The organism is Filomicrobium insigne, from assembly GCF_900104305.1.
Classification (GTDB): Bacteria; Pseudomonadota; Alphaproteobacteria; order Rhizobiales; family Hyphomicrobiaceae; genus Filomicrobium; species Filomicrobium insigne.
The window spans coordinates 1-23,502 of sequence record NZ_FNJC01000008.1 but is presented as its reverse complement, the minus strand read 5'-3'; the positions used below and the strand labels follow the sequence as shown (position 1 = coordinate 23,502).

At 62.5% G+C, this 23,502-nt stretch carries 15 protein-coding genes; 4 read left to right on the top strand and 11 right to left on the bottom strand.

Annotation, left to right across the window (positions count from 1 at the left end; all coding sequences use genetic code 11):
• Nucleotides 1-290: hypothetical protein (locus tag BLS30_RS17860; RefSeq protein ID WP_210184006.1), on the top strand; the 290-nt coding region annotated here is incomplete at its 5' end.
• 52 nt (nt 291-342) lie between these two features.
• Here BLS30_RS17860 and BLS30_RS17855 read toward each other — a convergent pair.
• A complete protein-coding gene (locus BLS30_RS17855) occupies nt 343-1,644 on the bottom strand; it encodes a hypothetical protein (RefSeq protein ID WP_046476644.1) in 1,302 nt (433 codons plus the stop codon).
• 320 nt (nt 1,645-1,964) lie between these two features.
• Nucleotides 1,965-2,363: a hypothetical protein gene (locus BLS30_RS17850; protein ID WP_046476642.1), complete on the bottom strand. Its 399-nt coding sequence runs from the start codon at nt 2,361-2,363 to the stop codon at nt 1,965-1,967.
• A 304-nt stretch (nt 2,364-2,667) separates the two neighbouring features.
• On the opposite strand from BLS30_RS17850, the gene BLS30_RS17845 reads away from it, so the two are divergent.
• Nucleotides 2,668-3,291, top strand: coding sequence for a hypothetical protein (locus tag BLS30_RS17845; RefSeq protein ID WP_046476640.1), 624 nt, complete (start codon nt 2,668-2,670; stop codon nt 3,289-3,291).
• 256 nt (nt 3,292-3,547) lie between these two features.
• Entirely contained in the window at nt 3,548-3,934 is a 387-nt protein-coding gene (locus BLS30_RS18065; RefSeq protein WP_139165397.1) for a hypothetical protein, read from the top strand.
• A 227-nt stretch (nt 3,935-4,161) separates the two neighbouring features.
• Here BLS30_RS18065 and BLS30_RS17835 read toward each other — a convergent pair whose 3' ends face one another.
• Complete coding sequence (locus tag BLS30_RS17835) at nt 4,162-4,716, bottom strand: invasion associated locus B family protein (RefSeq protein WP_210184064.1); 555 nt, start codon at nt 4,714-4,716, stop codon at nt 4,162-4,164.
• A 306-nt stretch (nt 4,717-5,022) separates the two neighbouring features.
• On the opposite strand from BLS30_RS17835, the gene BLS30_RS17830 reads away from it, so the two are divergent.
• Nucleotides 5,023-13,629: an autotransporter outer membrane beta-barrel domain-containing protein gene (locus BLS30_RS17830; protein WP_090230835.1), complete on the top strand. Its 8,607-nt coding sequence runs from the start codon at nt 5,023-5,025 to the stop codon at nt 13,627-13,629.
• A gap of 1,185 nt (nt 13,630-14,814) precedes the next feature.
• Here the strand turns inward: BLS30_RS17830 and BLS30_RS17820 are convergent.
• From BLS30_RS17820 to BLS30_RS17780, 8 genes are all read right to left on the bottom strand, one after another.
• On the bottom strand, nt 14,815-15,813 hold the full coding sequence (locus BLS30_RS17820) for an HNH endonuclease (protein WP_090230829.1): 999 nt from the start codon (nt 15,811-15,813) through the stop codon (nt 14,815-14,817).
• Between the two features lie 337 nt (nt 15,814-16,150).
• Nucleotides 16,151-16,789 (bottom strand): tyrosine-type recombinase/integrase, encoded by a 639-nt coding sequence (locus tag BLS30_RS17815; RefSeq protein WP_090230827.1) that lies wholly within the window; start codon nt 16,787-16,789, stop codon nt 16,151-16,153.
• 465 nt (nt 16,790-17,254) lie between these two features.
• Complete coding sequence (locus BLS30_RS17805; protein WP_425284182.1) at nt 17,255-17,707, bottom strand: Rid family hydrolase; 453 nt, start codon at nt 17,705-17,707, stop codon at nt 17,255-17,257.
• Nucleotides 17,708-17,826: 119 nt separating this feature from the next.
• Nucleotides 17,827-19,428: an MFS transporter gene (locus tag BLS30_RS17800; protein WP_090230818.1), complete on the bottom strand. Its 1,602-nt coding sequence runs from the start codon at nt 19,426-19,428 to the stop codon at nt 17,827-17,829.
• Nucleotides 19,425-20,216, bottom strand: a complete 792-nt coding sequence (locus BLS30_RS17795) for an efflux RND transporter periplasmic adaptor subunit (RefSeq protein WP_170832509.1) — start codon at nt 20,214-20,216, stop codon at nt 19,425-19,427. The genes BLS30_RS17800 and BLS30_RS17795 overlap by 4 nt, the downstream gene beginning before the upstream one ends.
• A gap of 110 nt (nt 20,217-20,326) precedes the next feature.
• Nucleotides 20,327-22,282 (bottom strand): amidohydrolase, encoded by a 1,956-nt coding sequence (locus BLS30_RS17790; RefSeq protein ID WP_090230813.1) that lies wholly within the window; start codon nt 22,280-22,282, stop codon nt 20,327-20,329.
• 69 nt (nt 22,283-22,351) lie between these two features.
• On the bottom strand, nt 22,352-23,032 hold the full coding sequence (locus BLS30_RS17785; protein WP_090230809.1) for a hydrolase: 681 nt from the start codon (nt 23,030-23,032) through the stop codon (nt 22,352-22,354).
• A gap of 64 nt (nt 23,033-23,096) precedes the next feature.
• A complete protein-coding gene (locus tag BLS30_RS17780) occupies nt 23,097-23,453 on the bottom strand; it encodes a DUF1427 family protein (RefSeq protein WP_425284181.1) in 357 nt (118 codons plus the stop codon).
• Nucleotides 23,454-23,502: the final 49 nt, after the last annotated feature.

Genomic DNA, 23,502 nt, shown 5'->3' with positions numbered 1-23,502 from the left:
CGGATAGAAATGATCCCGACAGCCGTTCAAACAACAGAATCGAGTCCTTAGGCGCAACATTGGCTGGGAGGATGGTGAGGGGCTCGCCATCCTCTTATACAACCGGCAGCCTCGACCTCAAAGGTCATGCCATCGCCGAGGCGTCTGGAGCAACTGTCAGCTTAGAATATCAAGGTACGACACTCGCTGGATCGGTGCTCAGTTTCACGGCTGACAAGTCGCCGGCTGAACTCAAGCGGCTTGTCGGCGACAGGCTTAGGGAGCACGCGCGCTACGCCGCTATGCTCTAGGAAAAGACGCACTGCTGGCGGGTCAACTATGTCAGGGAGTTCAGCGTCACTCTTACGTTGTCTGGACTTCGTCCAAGCCCGAAGCAGCCAATACGGCCATCGCCGCCATTAATGCAAACAGCGCCAGCACCGTGCCAACGCCGAACCACTGAGCAATGATGCCAAATACACCGCCGGCAAGAAGAATAAGGCCCACCACCGAATTACTAAGTGCAGTATAGGTGGCACGGCTGTCGAGATCAGCCATATCGACGATGTGCACCGAGCGCCCAAGCCGAACCCCTTGATGCGCGATCATGAGCACAAACAACATTGCGGGCAGCAGCAGTGCGGTCTCCAATTGGTCCGGCATCGCTAGCGCCGTGAGCGCGCACACGGCATTAGCCAGTGACGCCAACGCAGCCGAATACATCAACACCTGCCGGCTCGATCGGTCTGCGAGTCGCCCCCAGATATAGGAACTCGACAGACTTGCAGCAGCAGCCGCTATCATAAACAGACCTAGCGTGCCCAGCCCGCTTGGTTCGCGGTCACCGCTAAGCGCGATGTAAAAGGGTGGTGCGAGCGCCGTCGACAATAGCAAGGCGCGTGTCGCAATGAAGTGCTGCAAACGCGCGTCACGACGCAAGAGCGCCAATTGTGCAACGACAGCGGCAAAGCCGTCGATTCCGCCTTCAGTCGCGCCGCGATCTTCACGGATCGATCCAAATAAAAATGCAGCAAGCAGCCACGCCATACCGCCGAGAATTACGGCACCAGCGACGACCGGAATACTGAGCGGTATCCAGCCGGTCGCATAACCAGCAGCCAACAGCAGCGTTGCAGCCGCCGCGATGCTTCCTGCGATACCACTGACAGAGCCACGGCGCCCCCTGTCCACGGTCTTTGCCAGCACGTCCTTGTGCGCGATCGAGCATAGGCTGCGCCCGAGGGCAAACGCCGCGATAAGGCCGATCGCCAGGATGCCGGCTATGCTGCCCGTAAGCATCAGAACGACCAATCCGAATCCAAGAATCGCGAGACCTTGCACAACACAGCCCACAACATAGGCGGTCTTGCGAATGTTCATGCGTCGAACACGCGCCGAAATCAGGAGTTGCGGTAGCATGGCAAGCGATTCACGCACGGGCACCAATAGTCCAATCGCCCAGGTTGGCGCACCAATCGCGTCGAGTAACCAGGCAAGCACCAGTTTGGTATCAGCAAGTCCCTCGCCGATCCTCGTGAGGCTCAGAGACACGACATGCAAGCGGTAATTGCGCGGTTGCTCCCGACAGGCGGATTCCGGAAGATCGCGACAAACTTGCGCCAGCTCGTCGTCGCCAACGAGCAATCCATGAAGATCGCCGTTCATCAGAAGCGATAATCATCAGAAGAGATAGATTGCGGCTGTGCCGGTTCGCGTTCGCATTTTTTCGGCAAGCCCATGCCCTCAGTCAACGTCACCCCCCACAAGGCCAAACGAAAGAACGAAATCACGGCCGAACAGGCATCCCCGCACGGCCAAAGAAGAGGCGCGCCCTCAAGTGTAGGATCTGTCCTGTATCCGACAACCAGGGAACACACATCCAGGTGACATGCAAAAAGCAGGAGACACATGCCCCTTTGCGGGAAGACAGCTATTTCCCCGCAGCAAGCCAAAAGTGCACGCGCGTGTCAATGTCGACAGTAGCCCTACCCTCTGAACATCCGAAGGCCGCGCTTCTTTTTCGATGCGGCCTTTTGGTTTTCTGGCTTTTCGAGCACCGGCGCTTCCAGCACAGGCTCTGAAAGCTCCTGCACCTCTTTCAGTTCCCGCACGATATTCTCCTGGTTGTGATCCGTCAGAGCCGTCAGGAAATCCCGCAGGACTTCATCACGCTCGACGCTTCCCAGCGCCTTCATCTGCAGCACGGCATCCGGTTCCAACCTGTCGAGGGCGGCCGCCAGGTCCTGTTCCGCTTTCCGGCGGTCGATGCCGGTCTCCTCCGTCATCTCCTGTGTCCGGGCAAAAGCCAGCAGCGCCTTGTTCAAACCGCCCAGCGCCGCCTTGCGCTCACGCGCCAGCTTCCCAAGCTTTTGCCTGTCCCACATCGCCAAGCCCTTCAATGCCGCAACAGAGGTTCACCGTATATCGCTTTCGCCCAACCCCGCATCCCGGGACAGCATTCCATTTTTCGCAATCCACCGCACCCGCACAAGCCATTTCGATATGCACTCACCGCTTTTCCCACACCGTCTGCTCTCGCCGTAGCAATGTGCGCTCCGTGTACGCAAGTGACCATTCCGTGCGCACATGCGTTGACCAGCCTTGGCCATGCCGTCAGCCTTCCCGCACCCCACGCAACAACAACAAGAAGAGTTCGGTGGATGTTGATCAACAAGGAAGCGTATATCCATGGACCAAACCATCCCGACCTTTTCCGCAAACCTCTATCCTAAGAAGCGCACCAACCGTAACGGCAAGGCACTGCCCAACCTCAAAGGTTACGTCGCCGCCCATGACAATCCCGACCGCCAGTTCAACGTCGCCGGCTGGAGCACATCCTTCACCAATGCCAAAGGCGTTATCCTCACCGCCTACAACGGCCAGGTCGAACCCTTCGCCCGCAGCGACAGCGCCCGCGACAAGATGCGGGCCGGTGCCGAAGACAACATCGGCCCCGCCGTCGAGGTGAACGGCATGAAGCTCGAGTCCGGCCGCTTCGTGCTGTTCGAATCCGAATTGCCCAACGGCGAGTTGACCGAGGAAGGCTTCCGCCGCGCCGACATTTACGGCTGGTGGAACGACAAGGGCGTCATCCGCGACATCAGCGGCTGGACCAACCAGCATGAAGGCGGCCGCCTCTCCGTGGTCGGCAGCGTCCAGAAGCATTGGGAAAGGGAGCAGGATTCTCCCGACGCCGCCCCGGAAAACGCCAAGGTATCGGCCAAGAAGCTCAAGAAGATGCAGGAAGCCGCCGCGCACGCCGAGGAACCCGTCTTCGGGCACGACGCACCGACCGAGGAACGCACCTTCTAAGTCAGGGTACGTGGCACAGCAGGGGCTCCATCAGGGGCCTTTGTTTTATGATGTATATGCTAAATATGATGCAGGGGGCTCAACCCTGTGAGCCGGCTAGGCTTTATCCCGCGCAATGGCAAGCCACGCTTAAAATCGACTAGTGACGCACTGCGCGAGGTCCTTGTAAGATGTCTCCTTACCGTGTCCGATCCTGAGGCGCAGTGCTCAACGTCGCAAAGGACATTGCGACCGGCCCCAGGGCAATAAACGTGCGTTGTATCCTTATATTCTGCAGTGTGCGTATCAGCGCACACTCCGGGACAACCCGATCCAGCAACTCTATCGCCTGACGTGTCTGACGCAGTCCATGCTCGACGCCGTGCATGCCGACGAGGTAGTCCCCACCCTTAAACACGTCGCCCCAGAAGGCCGCAGAGACTTTCAGGAATCACCTCAGCGGCCCCGGAGCCAGCCGGGTTTCCTTCGCGCCATAACAATGGAGCGCCTGTTCGAAGCCATCGCCTTCGCTGAACCGCCGGACCACTTCGACGCGCTCTACAGCCGCTACGGAGACTGGCATCAGCTTGTCGACAAGGTCAAACTCTACGCCGACGAAATCCATGCCCAGCAGGATGTGACGCCGCTGCCGAATCCGGAGTAGAAGAGTGCCTAGATTTCTCCCAAACGCGACGATCGAGAGGGTCGGCAACCATTTTGGATGAAAGAGTTTGCTCTGCCCCGTTGACACTGAAAATTTGTAGCTTGTCCAGATGATAGGCGAGAGCTCCGCTGACCCACTGCACTGGCTATCGAGCGGCGCAAATCTTCAAAGAAAAGGTCTCCTGTGCGCGGCCTGACCGCGCCGCACTCATGAGGGTGGTTAGCACGCTATTGCCGCAGCTTTGCGTACGCTTCCTTGAAACCGCTCAGCGTAATCGGCACACGCACCTCCTCCTTCTGCAGATTGCGGAAGGCGACCGTCATCGTCTTCCCGGACTGCAGCATCTTCAGGTTCGCGTCGTCGATCGGCAGCCCGGCATAGCAGCCCTTCTGATCGCACGTCTGAACGTCATACTTTTTGCTCACCTTGCCGTCTATGTCGAGCGTCACGCCGTCGGGCAGGAACAGCCCGTGCGGTAGATGCAGCATCATCGCTCCCGTCTTGGACTCCGGCGGAATGCGCACGGTCACGGCAATTAGAAGCTGTCCGGTCTTCTGGACCACGAGGCGCTGGCTCGCTTCGCACGGGACCTCCCCGCCAGTGGAGGCGCAGTTGACGAGCCATGGAACGGACAGCGCCTGGGGCGAAGCTTGTGCGGCGCCCGCTTTGTCAGCAGACGCTGCCGGCGGTGTCTTTCCCTTCCCCTTCTCTTGAGCGCCGGCCACGCCGGTAAGCATGATGATACCCGCGATGAACGCCGCAACTGAAACCACTCTCGACATCTCTACCCCTACGACACGAATCAGACCGTCCGTGTCGCTATATTGAACCATCATGTCAACGTCTTGGTCCGTATGCAGTGTTTCCGAAATACCACTCCAGGGAGTCAACCGATGCACGCAAAAGTGATTTTCGTACTCATATTCCGTGCATACCATTCACTTACGCGGATCAAGCAATTACAAACTGTGCAGGGGTAGGCGGGATAGTGCTGTTTTCAGCGCTGAGAGGTGTCGTGTTGCCTCGCTTCGGACAGCGCGATGCTACCGGAGCAACACAGTCGGTGTCAGCGTACGGTAGCTTACATTATGTCGCGTCGCGTTCTCGGAATTGCCCCGAAGCTCTTGAGTTTTGTCTCCACTCGGCGTCTGGAACGCGTCAAGGCTATTGCGGCGAGCGCCGTCATAGCGCTTCTCGCCTTCGCAGCGCCCACATCTCAGGCACTCGCGCAGGGCGCCAACTCGACCTGCAGCACCAGCGGCTCAGCGGCGACCTGCTCCGGCGTGCCGACCGGTGGCATCAGTTACAATGACGCTGGTTTCAGCTACGTCACGGTGAACGCTCCCGCCGGTCCACCGGTCAACGTCTCGACGACGGGCGTCCTGGTCCGGGAGCGCGGCAATTTCGGTGGCGACGGCACCGATATCGAATTTACCGTCGAATACATCGACAACGTCAATAACGAGGACGGCAGCGAAGGCCCCGACGGCATCCCGGACGATGCCAACAATGATGGCCTTCCCGACGTCGACATCAACGGCGACGGCATCGTAGACGTCGACCTCGACGGTGACGGGCTTCCGGATGTCGACCTCGACGGTGACGGCATTCCCGATGAGGATGCGACTGACGGCAGCAACGCCAGCGCGGCCGGCGCCGTCAACCTAATCAACAATGCTAGCTTCACGGCCAACGGTCATGGCCTGCATGCAGAAGCCGAAGGCGGCAAGGGCGGCAAAGGCGGCACCAAAACAGTTCTAGGACTCTACACGAAGGGCAAAAAAGGCGGCAACGGTAACGACGGCGGATCGGTCGTCGTCACCAATTCAGGTGAGATCGTAATTGTCGGTGCCAGCCGCTATGGCGTCTTCGCAACCAGTGAGGGCGGCAAGGGCGGGAATGGCGGCGGGGCCGGCGGCCTCGTCGCCGAACCGGGCGCAGGCGGCCGGGGTGGCGATGGCGGCGAGGTCTTCGTCGATCTCAAGGCCTCCTCGAGCATCACAACCACTGGCAACGATAGCCACGGCGTGCTGGCGCAAAGCCGCGGCGGTGACGGCGGTGAGGGCGGCGACTCCGACGGCGCCGTCGCGCTCGGCAGTAAGGGCGGCAACGGCGGCAAGGGCGGTAAAGTCACCGTCAACAACGCCGGAGACATCACCACGAGTGGCGACGCCGCATACGGCATCTTCGCGCGCAGCTACGGTGCCGGCGCTGGCTCGGGCTCGGATTCTGGCGGCATTTACGCCATCGGCGGCAACGGCGGCAGCTACGCCGATGGCAGCGCGGTCACCGTCACAAATACTGGAACCATCACCACAAGTGGTGCCGGATCATTCGGCGTTATCGCCCAATCGGTGGGCGGCGGCGGCGGAGACGGCGGTAGCTCGGGCGGCGTCTTCGCCACAGGCGGACGTGCCGGTTCTGGCGGCCAAGGCGCCGCCGTCACGGTCACGCAAGGCAACAACGGCGTCATCGCCACGACTGGGGACCGCGCTGCGGCGCTCGTTGCGCAGTCCATCGGTGGCGGCGGCGGCAACGGCGGCAATGCGACGTCGGTCTCGCCCTCCTCGGCAGTCTCGGTTGGCGGCTCCGGCGGGCCGGGTGGCGATGGCGGCACTGTCACCGTCACCGCCGGTGGAGTTCTGATTACGGCCGGCAATGAAGCCAACGCCATCCTCGCCCAGTCGATCGGCGGCGGCGGCGGCAACGGTGGTCGTTCCATCTCGGCCGGCTTCAGTGTTGGCACCGGCGTCAATACCTCGGTGGCCGTTGGCGGCTCGGGCGGTGACGGCGGCGACGGCGGTGTCGTCGATCTCACGGCCAACGCCCTTATCGCCACTGCAGGCGACCGCTCCAGCGGCATCGTCGCGCAATCGATCGGCGGCGGCGGTGGCAATGGCGGCATGGGGATCGCAGGCTCAATCAGCGCCGGCGCCAGTGCCAGCGTTGGTGTCGGCGGTGCTGGCGGCAAAGGTGGCTCGGCCTCTAACGTCACCGTCGACGTTGAGAGCGGCGTCATTCTGACCGAAGGCGTCGGCTCCTACGGCATATTTGCCCAGAGTGTCGGCGGCGGCGGCGGCTCAGGGGGCCTTTCCGTTGCGGCAGGCGCCAGCATTGGAGGCAATCTCAACGTCGCCCTTGGCGGCGCGGGCGGAGATGGCGGTACCGGCGCAGCCGTTGACGTGTCGAACGCCGCATTGATCGAGACGCTGGGCGACGGCGCCTACGGCATCCTTGCCCAGAGCATCGGCGGGGGTGGCGGCGAAGGCGGCATGTCGGTGGCAGCAGGCCTCAGCAACACCGCGGCTGTCGGAATTTCCGTCGGCGGCAGCGGGGGTAGTGGCAATAACGGCGGCACCGTCAACGTCGACAACACCGGCCGCATCATAACCCGCGGCGCCCAGGCCTACGGCATCCTGGCCCAGTCGGTCGGCGGCGGCGGTGGTGCTGGCGGCAGCTCCATCGCGGCCAGCGGCGCGGGTGGCGTGGCAGCGGGAAGCGTGGCGCTCGGGTTCGGCGGCTCCGGCGGCGGTGGCGGCGCGGGCGGCACCGTCACCCTCGGCAACACCGGCGATGTCACGACGGGGGGGGCGGGCTCCAGCGCCCTTGTCGCCCAATCGGTCGGCGGTTCGGGTGGAACTGGCGGCCTTGCTGTCGCTGGCGCGCTCACCGCCTCCACAAGCGCGGGCGGCGCTGTCAGTGTCGGGCTCGGCGGCAATGGTGGCGACGGCGGCACGGCGGGCACCGTTACTCTGATCAACAGTGGCGCGCTTTCGGCCAGCGGCGATGGTGCCTCCGGCATTGTCGCTCAATCGCTCGGCGGCGCCGGTGGTATCGCCGGCATATCCGTCGCCGGTGCGCTCAACATCAGCGGCGGCAGCGGTGCTTCCGCCGGCGTGTCGCTGGGCGGCTCGGGCGGTACTGGCGGCACGGCCGGCACGGTCAGCGTCAGCAACGATGGCGCCATCTACACTTCAGGTGCCGACGCCTACGGCGTTCTCGCCCAATCGATTGGCGGCTCGGGCGGCGTCGGTGGCCTTTCCGTCGCCGGTGCCCTCAACGGCACGTCGGGCAGCGGCGGCTCAGCCGCGGTCAGCCTCGGCGGCCCCGGCGGCGAGGGCGGCAGAGGCGGCAGCGTCAACATCACCAACAATGCCATAATCGTAACGAACGGCGCTCGCGCCATCGGCGTTGCAGCCCAATCGATCGGTGGCGACGGCGGCGCCGGCGGCCTCTCTGTCGGTCTGGCCTCGAGCGGATCGGCGTCGGCGCGCACGGGCTCGGCCTCCGTCTCCCTCGGTGGCTCGGGCGGTGACGGCGGCAGGGGCGGCGCAGTCAACCTGACCAACAACGCCGACATCTTCTCCGTTGGACTCGCAGAAGATCCGGAGTCCGGCGAGCGCATCAACACTGACGCCTACGGCCTGCTTGCCCAGTCCATTGGCGGTTCGGGTGGCATTGGCGGCCTCGGTGGCTCGGCGGCAATCGCCCTCGGTAGCTCCGGCGCGGCGGCGGCCAGCGTCGCCATCGGCGGCGCCGGCGGTGATGGAGGACGCGGCGGCACGGTCGACCTAGCCAACCTCGGCAATATCTTCACCATTTCCGACCGCTCGCACGGCATCGTTGCCCAGTCGATCGGCGGTAACGGTGGCGCAGGGGGTGCTTCGGTCAACCTGTCCTTCGCCTTCACCACCTCCGGTACCGGCGGCGCAGCCGGCGCCTCGGTCGGCGGCAGCGGCGGCAACGGCGGCGTCTCGGACCGCGTCGCTGTCGACAGCACCGGCAACGTTCTGACGACCGGCGACATGGCCTATGGCATTCTCGCGCAATCGGTCGGCGGCAATGGCGGCGCGGGCGGCATCTCGATCAACGCGTCTGGGAGCGTCACGCGCGCGACCAGCGGCTCCATCGGCATCTCCTTGGGCGGCGAGGGCGGCAACGGCGGCACGGCTGGCGACGTCATCGTGGGGTCGGCCCAGGGCATCGACGGCATCATCGCCACGACGGGCGGGCACTCGGCGGCGATCGTCGCCCAGTCGATCGGCGGCAGCGGCGGCGCGGGAGGCTTTAGCGGCAACCTAAACGGCTCGGTCAACACCTCCACCGGCAGCCGCAGCCTAGCGCCCAGCGTCACCATTGGTGGGTTCGGCGGCGACGGCGGCCGCGCCGGCACCGTCAACGTCACGACGGCAAGCACCGCAATCATCAGCACCACCGGCGATTTCGCATATGGCATCCTGGCCCAATCGGTCGGCGGCAATGGCGGCAACGGCGGCGGAGCCCTCGGGCTCGCCCTCGGCGGCGGGGACTCGGCTAACGTCTCGCTGGCGCTCGGCGGCGCCGGCGGCAGCGGCGCCATCGGCAACGCCGTCTCCGTCGGCAACGACGGCCTCATCATCACCGGCGACCCCGAGCACGCGGATGCCGGTCAGAACGCCCATGGCATCCTGGCCCAATCGATCGGCGGCAGCGGCGGCGCCGGCGGCTTTTCGGGCTCCTTCACCTTCGGCGTGACCAATTCCAACATGCTGTCGGTATCGGTCGGAGGCTTCGGCGGCACCGGCAATGACGCCGGCCTTGTTGACGTCACCAATAACGGCGACATCATTGTGTCCGGTGAACACGCCGTCGGCATCCTGGCGCAATCGATCGGCGGCGGCGGCGGCGCCGGTGGCGACAGTGGCAGCTTCTCTGGCGGGGTCGGTCCCAAGACCCAGAGCCTGGCGCTGAGCGTCGGCGGCTTCGGCGGCGCCGGCGGCGACGGCGACAAGGTTGACGTCACCAACGTCGGCTCGATCACCACCCTCGGCACCCACGGCCACGCCATCCTGGCGCAATCCATCGGCGGCGGCGGCGGCAAGGGCGGCATCTCGACCGCTGCCACCGCGGCCCTCAACGCCGCGATTTCGGGCACCTACTCGCTGACACTCGGCGGTTTCGGAGGCGCGGGCGGCGATGCCGACACGGTTACCGTCACCAACTCCGGCGAGATCATCACCGCCTATCATGGAGCCTATGGCGTCTATGCCCAGAGCGTTGGCGGCGGCGGTGGCGACGGCGGCGGCAGCCGCGGCTTCTCGGTCCTGCATCACGATTTGAGCAGCCAGGTGAAGCCAGGCAAGCAGCTCGCCATTGCGGTCGGCGGCTTCGCCGGCGCCGGCGGTGACGGCGGCGATGTCGACGTGGAAAACTCCGCCTTGATCCTGACGCAGGGCAACGGGTCTGTCGGCATCTTCGGCCAGTCGATCGGCGGCGGCGGTGGCGCAGGGGGCAGTTCCTCCGTCGGCGCCAAGGAACTCAAGACGAAGTTCGAAGCTCAAGGCACGGTCAAGAAGAACTTCCGCAGCCAGAAGTACAAGCTTTCGGTGGGCGGCTTCGGTGCACGAGGCGGCGCCGCGGGCACCGTCGACATCTCCAACTCTGGCAACATCGGAACGATGGGTGACGGCGCGACCGGAATCTACGCCCAGAGCGTCGGTGGCGGTGGCGGCGCTGGCGGCCTGTCCGGTTCGGCCCTGTCCGGCGATATCTCGATCGGCGGCTACGGCGGTGCCGCGAGCGACGGCGGCAAGGTCGTCGTGTCGAACACCGGGCAGATCGTCACCGAGGGCCATCTCGCCAACGGCATTTTCGCACAGTCGGTCGGCGGTGGGGGCGGCGCCGGCGGCTCGGCCGACCTCGGCAGCGCCAGCTCAGAATTTCGCAACGAGTTCATTAAGGTCATACGTAAAGTGGGCTTCAACGCTGCCGTCCAGGAGACGCAGGAAAGCAGCATCAAGCCGCATTATGGCATCTCCGTCGGCGGCGTCGGCGGCGCTGCCGGTGACGGCGACACCGTGACCGTCTGCAACGGCGCCGCCTACGACGCGACGGCCGGCACTTGCTCGGGCGCCGTCACGGAGGTGGCCATCGTCACCTCGGGTACCGCCTCACACGGCATCTTTGCTCAGAGCGTTGGCGGCGGCGGCGGCGTTGGCGGCAACGCCCATCTCGCCAATGGTGGCAAGACCGCCATCGGCGGTCTCGGCGGCGCGGCCGGCGACGGCGGCGACGTGACTGTGGTCCAACGCGGTGACATCGTCACCTTGGGTCAGGGCTCCTACGGCATCTTCGCGCAGTCGGTCGGCGGTGGCGGCGGCGTTGCTGGCGACATCACCTATGGCGTCGAGAAGACCGGCGTCGACGAAACGCGCGCCGTGCGCGACACCTCGGCCAACAAGTTCGACGGCGAAGGCATCGACCTTGACGGCGACGGCACCCTGACGGACGAGGAAAAGGCCGAGACCGAGAGCCTCTTCGCCGACGTGCTCGACGACAACGGTCTGCCGATCTCGGAAGAGGCGGTGGCGAACTTCACCAGCGCCTTCGAAAATCTCCCGGAAGCGATCAAGAATGAGATCCTGAGCGGCCTGCCCGCCGAGATCCGCCCGCTCATCACCAACGGCGACGATTACCTCGAGTACGTTAAGGCTTACCTCCAGGCATCCTCGACGGATTCCGTCGTCTTCAAGGGGGGCGAGTATGGGTTCCGCGACGGCATCTCCGGCGACGGCGGCAACGTGACCGTCTCAAGCGAGGGCACCATCATCGCGATGGGTGGCATGAGCGATGATCCCGAGCAGCGCGCCGGATCGATCGGCATCTTCGCGCAGTCAGTCGGCGGCGGCGGCGGCATCGTAAGCAACACGCAAGCGATCAACGAAGCCGAGTTCGACAACAACGGCGACGGCGATTTCGATGATGTTGAGGACGGCCTCGATCTCAACGGCGACGGCGACAAGACCGATATCGTCGAAGTGGCAGACGGCACGGCGTTCGCAGGCTCGACCGGCGGCGAAGGCAAGGGCGGCGAGGTCTCGGTCAGCCACATGGGCAGCATTTATGCCCCGTCGTGGAACGGCTACGGCATCTTCGCGCAGTCGGTCGGCGGCGACGGCGGCAGCAATATCATCGTCAATGTCGACGAAGGTACCATCCAGGGCGGCGAGAACATGGGCGCGGCCATTAGGCTCGACGGCGGCGCCGACAACATCATCACCATCGGCGCCGACAGCACCATCCATGCGGTCAGCGACCGCGCCATCATGGCGACCGACGGTAACGACGCGGTGGAAAGCGCGGGCTACGTCATCGGCAACATCGATCTGGGACTTGGGGCCAACCGCTACTGGAACAAGACGGGCGGCGTCCTCGAAACCCGCGACACCGTCAATCTCAACGGCGGCACTCTGACCAACGACGGCGATCTCGTGATTGCCGGCTCGGACAACGTCGGCTCAACTGAGTTCACCGGCGATTTCGTGCAGTCGGCGGGCGCGAGCTTCCACGTCGATCTCGGCTTCGGCGTTGGTCCCGGGGCCTCCGACATCCTCTTGGCAGCAGGCGCCGCCGACGTCTCCGGCGTCATCGTGCCGACGCTCAAGTCGTTCGCAGCCGTCCGCCCGGCCGAGACGGTCATCAGCGCCGCCAACGGCCTCACCGCCAACGGCGTCACCGTGGTCGACAGCGCTGCGGTCGACTACGAGGTGTTCGCCGACGGCAACGACCTCAAGGTCGGCATCCGCAATGTCGACTTCACATCGTTCGACGGGCTGACGGCGAGCCAGGCCTCCGCCGGCGCCTACATCGAGCGCATCCTCAACGGCGACGGCTCGCCGGCGCTCGCCAGCCTGTTCGCGTTCCTCGCCAACCAGCAGGACCCGGCGGTCATCGCCTCGGTCATGGAGCGCATGAGCCACGAGCCCTATACGGCGAAGGAGACGTCGACTGTCAACGCCGCGCTCAACTTCACCAACCAGCTGATGAGCTGCCCGGTGAATGCCCCCGGGGCCCAGGGAACGATCAAGGAGGGGCAGTGCTACTGGGCCAAGGCGTCCGCCGGCTACACCAGTATCGACGGTTCCAACGGCAGCTCGGGCGTCAACGAGACGACCTACACCTTCACGTCGGGCATGCAGGTCGCCCTCGACGCCAACTGGCGCGCGGGCCTCGCCATCGACTACGAGAAGTCGCAGATCAATGTCGGCAATCTGTCACGCAGCGAAGGCGACAGCGGCAGCATCGGCGGCGTGCTCAAGTTCCAGACGGGCTCGTGGATCCTCGCGGGCGGCATCACGGCCGGCCACGGCTGGTACGACACAGACCGTTACCTCAACCTCGGCGCCATCCTGCCCGGCGCCGATCAGGCCAACGCCAACCACGAACTGAGCCACGCCAACCTCCGGCTCAGAGCCGCCAACGTCGTCGATCTCGGCGCCCGGCTGTACCTCAAGCCCATGGTCGACCTCAATGCCACCTATCTCTACCAACACGGCTTCAGGGAGACCGGCGCCGGTGCCCTCAATCTCTCCGTCGAAGGCGACGGGCGCTGGCTGTTCTCGGCGACGCCCGCCATCGAGCTCGGCGCGCAGCTCGACGGCTACGACGGCTATCAGATCCGCCCGTTCCTCCGCGCCGGCGTCACGCTGTTCGGCGACGACCTCTTCGCATCCAACGCTTCGCTCGAGGGCGCGCCCGCTTCTGCTGGCCAGTTCTCGGCCGAGAGCGGGACCGATCAGATCGTCGGCGAGTTCAGCGCCGGCATCGACATTCTGAGCAAGGACGACACGTTCGATCTGAAGCTCGGCTACGACGGCCGGTTCGGCGACACGCTGGAAACCCACATCGGTCGGGTGAACTTCAGCACGCGGTTCTAGAGGCAGTTGGGCAATATTCGCTGCTCTTGCCCTTGGTACGAATAATTTCCGGCTAGAGGCATTGACGTCTCGCTACAGTCCTCTGCTACATTTCAGAGGTTAGCGGCGCACAAGGCCACTGATCTTCCGAAGGAATTCGGCTTAGGGTGGCCTTCGAAGCGTGACTTGTCACCGTTGCACTTCTGAGAGGCTGGGATCTCGGGCAGGCCGTGCCGGTCTGCTATCAGCACGAAACCGCGTCAGAGCACATGGTCACCAATAGATGAGGGCCCGCCGCAATAGCCGCAGACCTTGTTCTTGAAGCGCTTGCTCTCACTGCTTGCTCTTACTCAACCTGTGAGAACGAATCGGGCGCCGGTCGAACGGTACGCGCGCGCAGTCTGAGCGACCAGGGATAGACGCACTACCTTGAGGTGATAGTTGCAGCACGTGGAAATTCGAGTCGTCTGGACTACCCTCCAGCTGAGAGAAGCAACTGGGAGCAGCTATGGTTCGTGGAACCGCGGCGTCCGCAAAGCGCTGTCTAGCGGACGTCCGTCGGCATCAATTTGCAGCGGTAAGCACTATCTCAGTCGGGTCGGCTTTCTCGGCCTTGCGACGTCAGTGTCGTCCCAATAACGGAAGTCGGCCCGAGTACCATTCATCAGCGCAATTCCCAGCCACCATGTCCGCTAGTGGTGCGGGACCGGTCGAAGTCTGGGCTGGCTGGATGCGTGCCGCTGACCCGAAGGCGCCGCACTCTGCACCAACAGGGGCAACCCACTCAGCGCAACCAGCTCCTTGACCTGTCGAAGTCCACCGTTTCCATGAACGCAACTAAGTCTGAACTGGGTGCGGGTAAAAGCCCAGTGGGAGCGCCGGACATTGAGGAGTTGATGTCCATGACAGGGGGCAACGGCGCCTTGTCGTCCTCAATAATGTCTGGGATCAAAGCTGCAAGAAAGGACGGTTACTGACGTGAGGTCGCAGTCGCTCTTTCCTACGTTGCTGCGCAGGCCATCGCAGGCTGAATGCAACGCTTCGCTTTCCGGCCCAGAACAAGTCCTCATTCATCGCGACGGCGAAATATCTGCCGTGGGGTACAGAGTGTGGCTGACGCTGATGGGGATCAGGGCGGTTAGAGTCTCGAGAACATGATCGTACCTAAAGCCAAGGGTCTTCCCAGAAGGCTACGGCCGACAGGCCCTAAGCGACAACCTTCACGCCCTTGGAGCGATTGCACTTCCAGCACAGCGTTTGTAGGTTCTCGGGTACGCTGAGTCCGCCCTTGGCCACGGGCATGATGTGGTCGACCTCAAGCAGCAGGTGTGGTTCAACGGCCTGCGAGACCCCACAGTTCAGGCACAAGTAGTTGTCGCGCTCCTTGATTTGACCACGCAGTTTGTTGGTCATCAACGCACGTTGGCCAGCAGCAGACTTCGCCCAGCGGATCTTGTCGACCAGGGTCGCGGATAACGCTTCAAGCGTGGGAGCGGTAAGTTCAACGGCGGTCGTCTGGCCGCTGTTGCCCCCGGCAGAGGTGTATTGGAATATGTACTGCGGATACGGTACCTTTATTGGCGACAAATGAGCGCCGACCTGATCCCAGAACTCCTGACGGTAGTGCTTGAGGATAAACGCCGGCGGATTGATCTTAGCGGTGATGTCCTCCTCGCGCACTTTGACGTTGGCGACCGCCTCTTCGAGGCGGCAGATGTCGTCGGCGACACGCTGGACATCAGCAAGAGTGTCCTGATCCGCCCTGATAGAGAAGTACTTCATCAGGTACTTGATCGGGTCAGCGCTGGCGTTACGCACGACCTGCAACGAGGCATTATGCACGTGCGGGGCATAGTCGGCGACATTGCGGTCGCGCCTGTAGTTCCAGGACGAGGTGTTCTCGAACGACGCAAGATGCGCGTGCTGTCCAGTAGACGATGATCCGATTTCAAATGAACCATTGGTTCGGATCTCCTCGACGTATTCGACCACTTCGTTGTGCTCGGCAACCACAGACGCAAGCTCCGCCTTGAGCGTCTGGAATTGCTCGGAGCCGAAGTAACGGTTCTTGCGGATGATCCGGATGATAGGATTGCTAATGAGGATTACGGCAAGCGCGAATACCGTCAACCCGAAGCTGCCGGTAGTTGCCGGGACGATGATACCCGCGGCAATGAGCAGAAGTATAAAGAGAGGTGCGGGCATGGGCGGCGAGTCCTTGCGGCGACTAATGTCGCATGGTTACAAGCCTTCAGAGAACGGATCAAGAGGTGCTGTGCAGCGCCAGCTGCCCATCAATCAGCAGGGCCAGCCCCACCGACGCAGCCCCCCGACAATGCTCGTGGTGGGCTGATCTTGCGGTTATGGTCGTCGTGGCCGGGTCGTCGGAAAATCCAGATTCGCTCAGTCACCTTGGCGCCGATTCAGGACAGCAGGCCAAGTAAGCACGAGTGCTTCGTCCCATTAGCGGTCATTAGGGCGTCCTTAGTCGGCGCCCCCGTGTCGTCGCCGACCAAGTCTGCTCTTATGGGAAGTTCTGCTATTAGATATCGATCTTTTCTGCGATCTCGATCGCGTCATCGACCTCGATACCGAGATAGCGAACAGTACTCTCGATCTTTGAATGCCCAAGCAGGAGCTGGACAGCGCGGAGATTGCCGGTGCGGCGGTAGATCAGCACAGCCTTCGTACGTCGCAATGAGTGGGTTCCGAACTTCGCCGGATCAAGCCCGATACTGGCGACCCACTCGTGAACAAGCCGAGCGTACTGCCTCGTCGTCAGCCCGTGGGAGCTATCGCCTCGGCCCGCGAAAAGGAACTGGCCCGCCTTTCGTCCTGTGAGCCTGAGATAGTCGTCAATGGCCAAGCGAGTTTGATCCGTCATCTCGAAACGCACCGGCCTACCCGTCTTCTTTTGACGGATGGTTGCTCGGTCCATCGCATAGCCACTCGGTGCAACATCATCCACGCGCAGGGCGACGACATCGCAGCCGCGAAGCTTACTGTCGATGGCGAGGTTGAATAGCGCCAAGTCGCGCTTTCGATCCGCCATCTGGAGCTTGGTTCTTATCGACCAGACATGACTTGGTCGCAACGGAGGCTTCGCACCGATCAGCTTGCCTTTGTTCCAGGGGGCTCGGCGGGCCGGCGTCAAGTCTTCAACTTCGTGATTGTTGTCCATTGCTCTGTCTCCTTGTTCAAGAGACAGACCAGCATGCGCCCGAAGCTACCCAATGGGGAGCTTCCACGACCGCTCTCGGGCCGTTTCTTCCTTCAAGTGGTTACCAGCGGACGAATTTGACCATGAGCAGAGATGCCGATCTGCAGAAGCGCCCCAGCCTTTTCTCGAAGCTATTGCGCGCCTTCAACACGTGAGTCATGTTCGCAATTGCCCACCTCAATCCTCCGGAACGGCCACGCGCGGCTTCCAGGTAGCCGGCACGGGTCAAGGTGTTAACGACCTTCATGAGGTGCGCAAGACACTCGATTTCCGGGCAGAGGCGATCAACTCAGCCTCAGCGCTCCGTTTCTGAAGTGCGGCAAGTTCCGTGCCGCCGCCCTGTTCGAGTGGTGTCCTCACGGTCGTCGTCACCTTGTGCTCAGCGAACGTTTGAGCGGACGTGATCGAGTGAGCGCCTCAGTAAGGTTAGGCCGGTATCATTTCTGCTCTAAAGGCAATCTCGACAAGGAGTGTGGGAAAAGCGAGGCGCGAGACGCCTATGAGATTGCTCGCGCATAGCGGCTTCGCGGTACTGTATGCTTCCTTTCGGACCTTCCCGGCGACAGCGAACGCGGCATCTACGTCAAGCACGAAAAGCGTCTCTTCGACGACGTCGTCCAGCGTGGCTCCGAACTGCGCCAAGACCTTCGCCGCATTGGCGTAGGTGGTTTGCATCTGTAACTCCATCTCGGCGAAGTCCTGTGGCTTCCCGTCGGAACCCAGCTTAGCTGGACCGACGATCTTCCCGTCTGAATCGTGACTCAACTGCCCTGACACATAGATCGAATTACCTACTTTGATCGCTTGAGGAAAGCCATAAGCCTCTTCCCACGGCACTCCGAAATAGGCTGCACTCTTCGAGGTTTCTGTCGATGTCAGTTTCATAGCTTGCTCCTTCCTAGAGTTGGAACCATAAACACCTTTGAGAAGGTGATGGGGCGATGTCCCACCGTTCACCCCAATGCGACGTCGCTCGACACGTGTTGCCCCTCGGTGGCTCAGGTCACGGACATGAGGTGGGCCGCCGATGTCTCGCCCGAGCGGTTGAGCTTCCATATTTTCTGCTGCACGGCGCGATCATCGGCGCTCACATGCTCATGGTGGCGCAAGTGCTGCAGCCACGAAGCCTCCTGCCATGTTTCCACGAAGCGATTGGGGACGCTCAAGTCCTCCATCAGCGACCAGCCGTAGCCTCCGTTGCGGTGCCGCGCTTGCGCAAGCTGCCCCATGAGTTCGATGAATTTGGCGCGGTCGTTGGTGTCGATGTCGTAGACGATCTGGATCATGACGGGACCGCGATCCGTCTCATGGGCGGGATCGATCACCGGTTCGGGCCAATGCATCGACGGGGTGAGATCCATGCTCTCGCCTTGGTTGAGCTTGGCTCCGCGTGTGAGCATCATCGCGATGATCGCACCCGCGGACGCCGTGGCGAGCGCAGCGGGAATCCCGACCTGCGACGCAAGATGTCCCCACAGCAGGCTTCCAACGGTCATCGATCCGTAGAAGACCATGAGAAAAATCGAAAGCCCGCGCGCGCGCGCCCAGTTTGGCAGCGCCGTCTGGGCCGACACGTTGAGCGTTGACATAACAGCGATCCACGAAACGCCCGCGACGATTGCGGCCCCCGCGGCAACGTAAGAATTTGGAGCCAACGCAATGAGTGTCATGACAAAGGAAAGTCCCACCGTCCCGAGGATTACAGCGCCATCGGCTCCGATCCGCGATTTGATTAGTGGGAGAAATATTGCGCCCGCGACGGCACCGGTGCCGAGACAGCCGAGCAGGATGCCGTAGAGAGAGGCGCCCCCCGCCAAGACATTGCGAGCGACCAGTGGAAGCAGAGCCCAGAAGGCGCTTCCGAACACGAAGAATGCGAAAGCTCTCAGGAGGGTCGATTTCACGGGGCCGCTGTGGAGCGTGTATCGAACGCCCGAGATCATCGCGGGAACAATTGTTTCCGGCGGCAATTTGCTTTGCTTGACCGTAGGCGCCCGCCACCAAAGAAGTGCTGCCACGATCCCTATAATGCTCAACGCATTGAGCACGAACGGCACGGCCATGCCGTAGGCGACGATAAGAAAGCCGGCGAGCGCAGGGCCGATCGTACGGCTGATATTTATTCCCATCGAGTTGAGCGCCACCGCAGATGTCAGCTCTTCCCGGGGGACCAGTTGCGGAACCACGGCTTGCCAGGCCGGGGCCATGATCGCAACGCCGGTTCCCATCGCGAAGGTGACCGTAAGGAGCAATGCAGGCGTGACCGCATCTCGGCTCACGAGAAACGCAAGCAACGCAGCGACAGCCCCTAAGAAAAGATTGACTGCGATGAGAAGCCGTCGCCGATCGACGATATCTGCTAAGGCGCCAGCAGGGAGAGCGAACAAGAAAATTGGCAACGTGGTTGCGGCTTGAACCGCCGCAACCACGAATGGCGAGGGTGATAATTCCGTCATGAGCCATCCGGCTCCGACATCGTGCATCCAGGTGCCGATATTCGAGACGAGGGTCGCAAGCCACAACAGCGTGAACGCCGAATGACGAAACGGCGACCATGCGCCGGGATCGATCGATGCCGGAGTGTTCGTGGTGTTCGTCATTGGCGTGCTCCCGTTGAGAGTGGGGAGCTATGAATTTCTGAGAGCACCTGCACACTGAGGCCCGGCACGAGGATCCCGTCCGGGTTCGGAAACTCTGCCCAGGTCGTCAGAACGCCGGCTTTCCTGTCCACTTCTGCACTTTCGAACATCGGCCGTCCGCGATGCGCGTACGTTTCGCCAGACGGCAGGACGAGAGAGAGTGTGATGCCCTCGAACATATCGCGTGCCGATGTTGTGCCCACCTTTCTGAGGGATCGCTGTCGATCGTCGTAGGAGACGCTGTAGCCGACCAGGATCGGATCGGTCTGGACGATCTCTCCGAGGATTGTTCCAGCCTCTGCTTCGACGAAGGTGCCCGGCGCTACGCGAGGGCGCACGATACCGGCAATAGCCGCGGCGACCCGGGTGCGCTCAAGCGCGAGTTCCGCCCGGCGCAATTCGCTCTCCAGACGCCAGACCACTGCCTTCGCGATGTTGACTTCGATCGTTGCCTGCGTGGCGCGCGCCTGCGCGCCACTTCCTCGCTCCGATAGACGAATTTGCCGGTTAGCCACATCCTCGGCCAGCCGCAGTCGCGCGACCGCTTCTTCGAGCGCCGCTTGAGCCGCCGAGACTTCGATCTCAAACTCCGCCGCATTAATCTCGAATAGTGACTCCCCGATTTCGACCTTCTGGCCTGCGACGACCAAGACCCGACTGACGATGCCCGTGACTTGATTGGCGACGGCGACCCTCGCCCGCGGTTCGACAACTCCCTCCAACGTGAGGTTCAGAGGCTCGGCGGTCATCGCCGTACTTCCCCAAAATCCTCCCGCCGCAATCACGCAAGCAAGCAGGCGCATTGAGAGAAAGCCGACAAAGCCGTTCGAACGAGGGGACGTCGTTCTTTTCTGCAGGATCATACCGCGAAGCATGAGCAGCCGAGCGCTCCCCAGAAGGAGGTTTTGTCGGAAACGGGGAGCGGATTGTTCCAAGCGATCATGTGATCGTGGCCGTGAATTCCGCAATGGGAGGCGCAGCCGTCGGCGCATGCGCGCGCGTGCTGTGTCTCGCCGCCGACGTCGGCCCGCTGCGCAGGGCTCGGACCAGCATTCACCGGGCTCCAGGCTGGCGACGCCGGCGGTATGGGCGGCGAAAGATTTGCGAAGCTCCCTTCGCCATAGACGACATTCCCTCCGACGATCGTCAGGACGGCATTGATCCGGCGGATCTCCTGCGGGGGTACGGTCATGTAATCCGCCGACAGCGCCGCAAGGTCAGCATACTTTCCAGGCGAGAGCGTCCCTTTAACATCCGCCTCGCCCGAGAACCACGCCGATCCCTCGGTCCAGAGACGGAGCGCAGCTTTACGGTCGAGGATGTTGCCCTCCTCGTAGAGAGGAAGGCCCCCGAGGGTCTGTCCGGTCGTCAGCCAGAACAGCGCGACCCAAGGGTCGTATGACGAGACGCGTGTCGCATCGGTGCCCGCTCCGACGGGCAGGCCGGCAGCAAGCATTTTGCTGATCGGCGGTGTCGCACGTGCGGCTTCCGCGCCGTAGCGGGCGACGAAATACTCACCCTGGAATGCCATGCGGTGCTGAATGGCGATCCCACCGCCGAGTGCCTTGATGCGATCGATGTTGCGATCGCTGACGGTCTCTGCGTGGTCGATGATGAGGCGCGCTTCAAAAGGCGTCTTCCCGTTCACACGCTCGAACACGGTGAGGAAGCGGTCGATAGAGTCATCGTAGGTCGCGTGAATCCGAAACGGCCACTTGTTCGCCGCAAGAAGTTCGACAATCGGCTCGAGTTCGCTTTCCATCGTCGGCGCGAGGTCTGGGCGCGGCTCGAGGAAATTCTCGAAGTCAGCGGCTGACCACGTGAGGTTCTCGCCCGCCCCATTCATGCGCAGCAAACTGCTGCCGGCTCCGGGCTTCACCATGGAAATCCAGCGCTCGTAATCGCTAAGCTCGCCGCCTGCCTTCTGCGCGAACAGGTTATAGGCGATCCGCACCGTCAGCTCGCCGGCATCGTGTAAACGCCGAATGACGTCGTAATCATCGGGATAGTTCTGCCCGCCGCCGCCGGCGTCGATCACGGATGTGATGCCGAGCCGGTTCATCTCCCGCATGTAGTGACGCGTCGAGTTGATCTGATCCTCGATCGGAAGCCTCGGCCCGCGCGCCAGCGTTGAATAGAGGATGAGCGCTGATGGCTTGGCGAGAAGCAATCCACTAGGGGTCCCGCTTGCGTCTTTCTCGATGATGCCACCGGGCGGGTTCGGCGTCGATTTGTCGAAGCCCAAAACGTTGAGCGCGGCCTTGTTCAGAAGCGCGCGCCCATAAAGATGCAGAATAAAGACCGGCGTGTCCGGCGCCGCCTCATTGATTTCGTCGAGCGTCGGCATGCGCCGCTCTGCGAACTGAAACTCCGACCAGCCGCCGACGACACGCACCCACTGCGGCGCGGGCGTACGGGCCGCCTGATCTCTGAGAAGGCGCAACGCATCGGCAACGGATGGTACCCCTTCCCATCGAAGCTCCATGTTGTAATTGAGCCCGCCACGGATCAGATGCGTATGGCTGTCGTTCAAACCGGGAATAACGCGATGCCCAGCGAGATCGATGATCTTGGTGCTGGACCCGGCCATGCGCATGATGTCGTCTGTCGTCCCAACCGCCTGGACGAGCCCATCCTTGATGGCAAGCGCCTGGACATCCGGCGCCGCCGCGTCGAGCGTGGTAATGCGTCCATTGCGCAGAACGAGGTCGGGTGCATTGGTCATCTCTTGTCCCCAGGCTAGTGGCGATTTCACCGTGGTCAGCACTCCGGCGGACGCCAATCCCTTGACGAAGCTTCGGCGGCGTATCGGCATGCAAGCCTCCATGGTCTGCCGGCCCCGCTGCGCGAAGAGGCCGGTTGAAGACAAATGTCACGGATGTGACTACGCGGCGCCCACGGGAGCGAGCACAGGCCCATGCTTAGCGCGCTCGGGTGCCTTGTGAACCATGGTGTAAGCGTAATCGAGGCCCATTCCGTAGGCGCCACCGTGCTCCTTCACGATGCCAGTGACAGCGTCGTACGTATCGCGGCGGGCCCAATCGCGTTGCCACTCAAGCATCACCTGCACCCACGTCATCGGCACCACCCCGGCCTGGATCATACGCTGCATGGCGTAATCGTGCGCGTCCTTGGAAGTTCCGCCCGAAGCATCGGCGACCATGTAGATCTCGTAGTCTGCATCGTGCATGGCCGAGAGCGCGAAGGTAACGTTGCAGACTTCCGTCCAAAGTCCCGAGACGACAACCTTTTTGCGCCCCGCCTTCGCAAGTGCATCGCGGACCTTCTGGTCATCCCACGAGTTCATCGACGTCCGCTCGAGCAGCGGCACATCGGGAAATACCGCGAGGAGCTCCGGATACGTGTGCCCCGAAAAGGACTCGGTTTCGACGGTGGTAATCGCTGCCGGGATGTCGAACGCCTTGGCGGCCTTTGCGAGACCCACGACGTTGTTCTTCAGGGTCTGGCGATCGATCGATTGAACGCCGAATGCCATCTGCGGCTGCTGGTCGATGAAGATGATCTGGCTGTTTTTCGGTGTGAGGACTTCAGTAAAATGCGACATCTTTAGCTCCTGGTTTCTCGCTCGCCTCGTTAGCCACGTAATTCCGAATGGATTGCGGTAGACGTCATCTGCGGTCGCCGCTTTTGTTGTCGCAAGTACGCTCATCCGCGTTGGACGGAAGCGCACCCATAACGTGGCGACGGCAATTGGCGCGATCGATCGCGGTCACGACGCCATGACCGCTGATAATGTGTTTGGCGACCGGAAGAAGCTGTTCACCGATCAGGATCCCGAGCAGGCCGAGCAACGCCACCACGGGCGGCGCGGGCGAGCGCACGTCGAGAAGGCTATAGACAACGCCGATGAGAACACCTGCTCCGAGCGAGACGACATAAAGCTTCAAGACCATACCTCCAGCCAACATTGGCCGCCTAACCTGTGCACCGCGTGCTGCGGTCTGTGCAGTCGCAATTACAAACATGAGCGAACGCTACCGCCGGGGACCGGATGGCATCAATCGTACGTGGAGA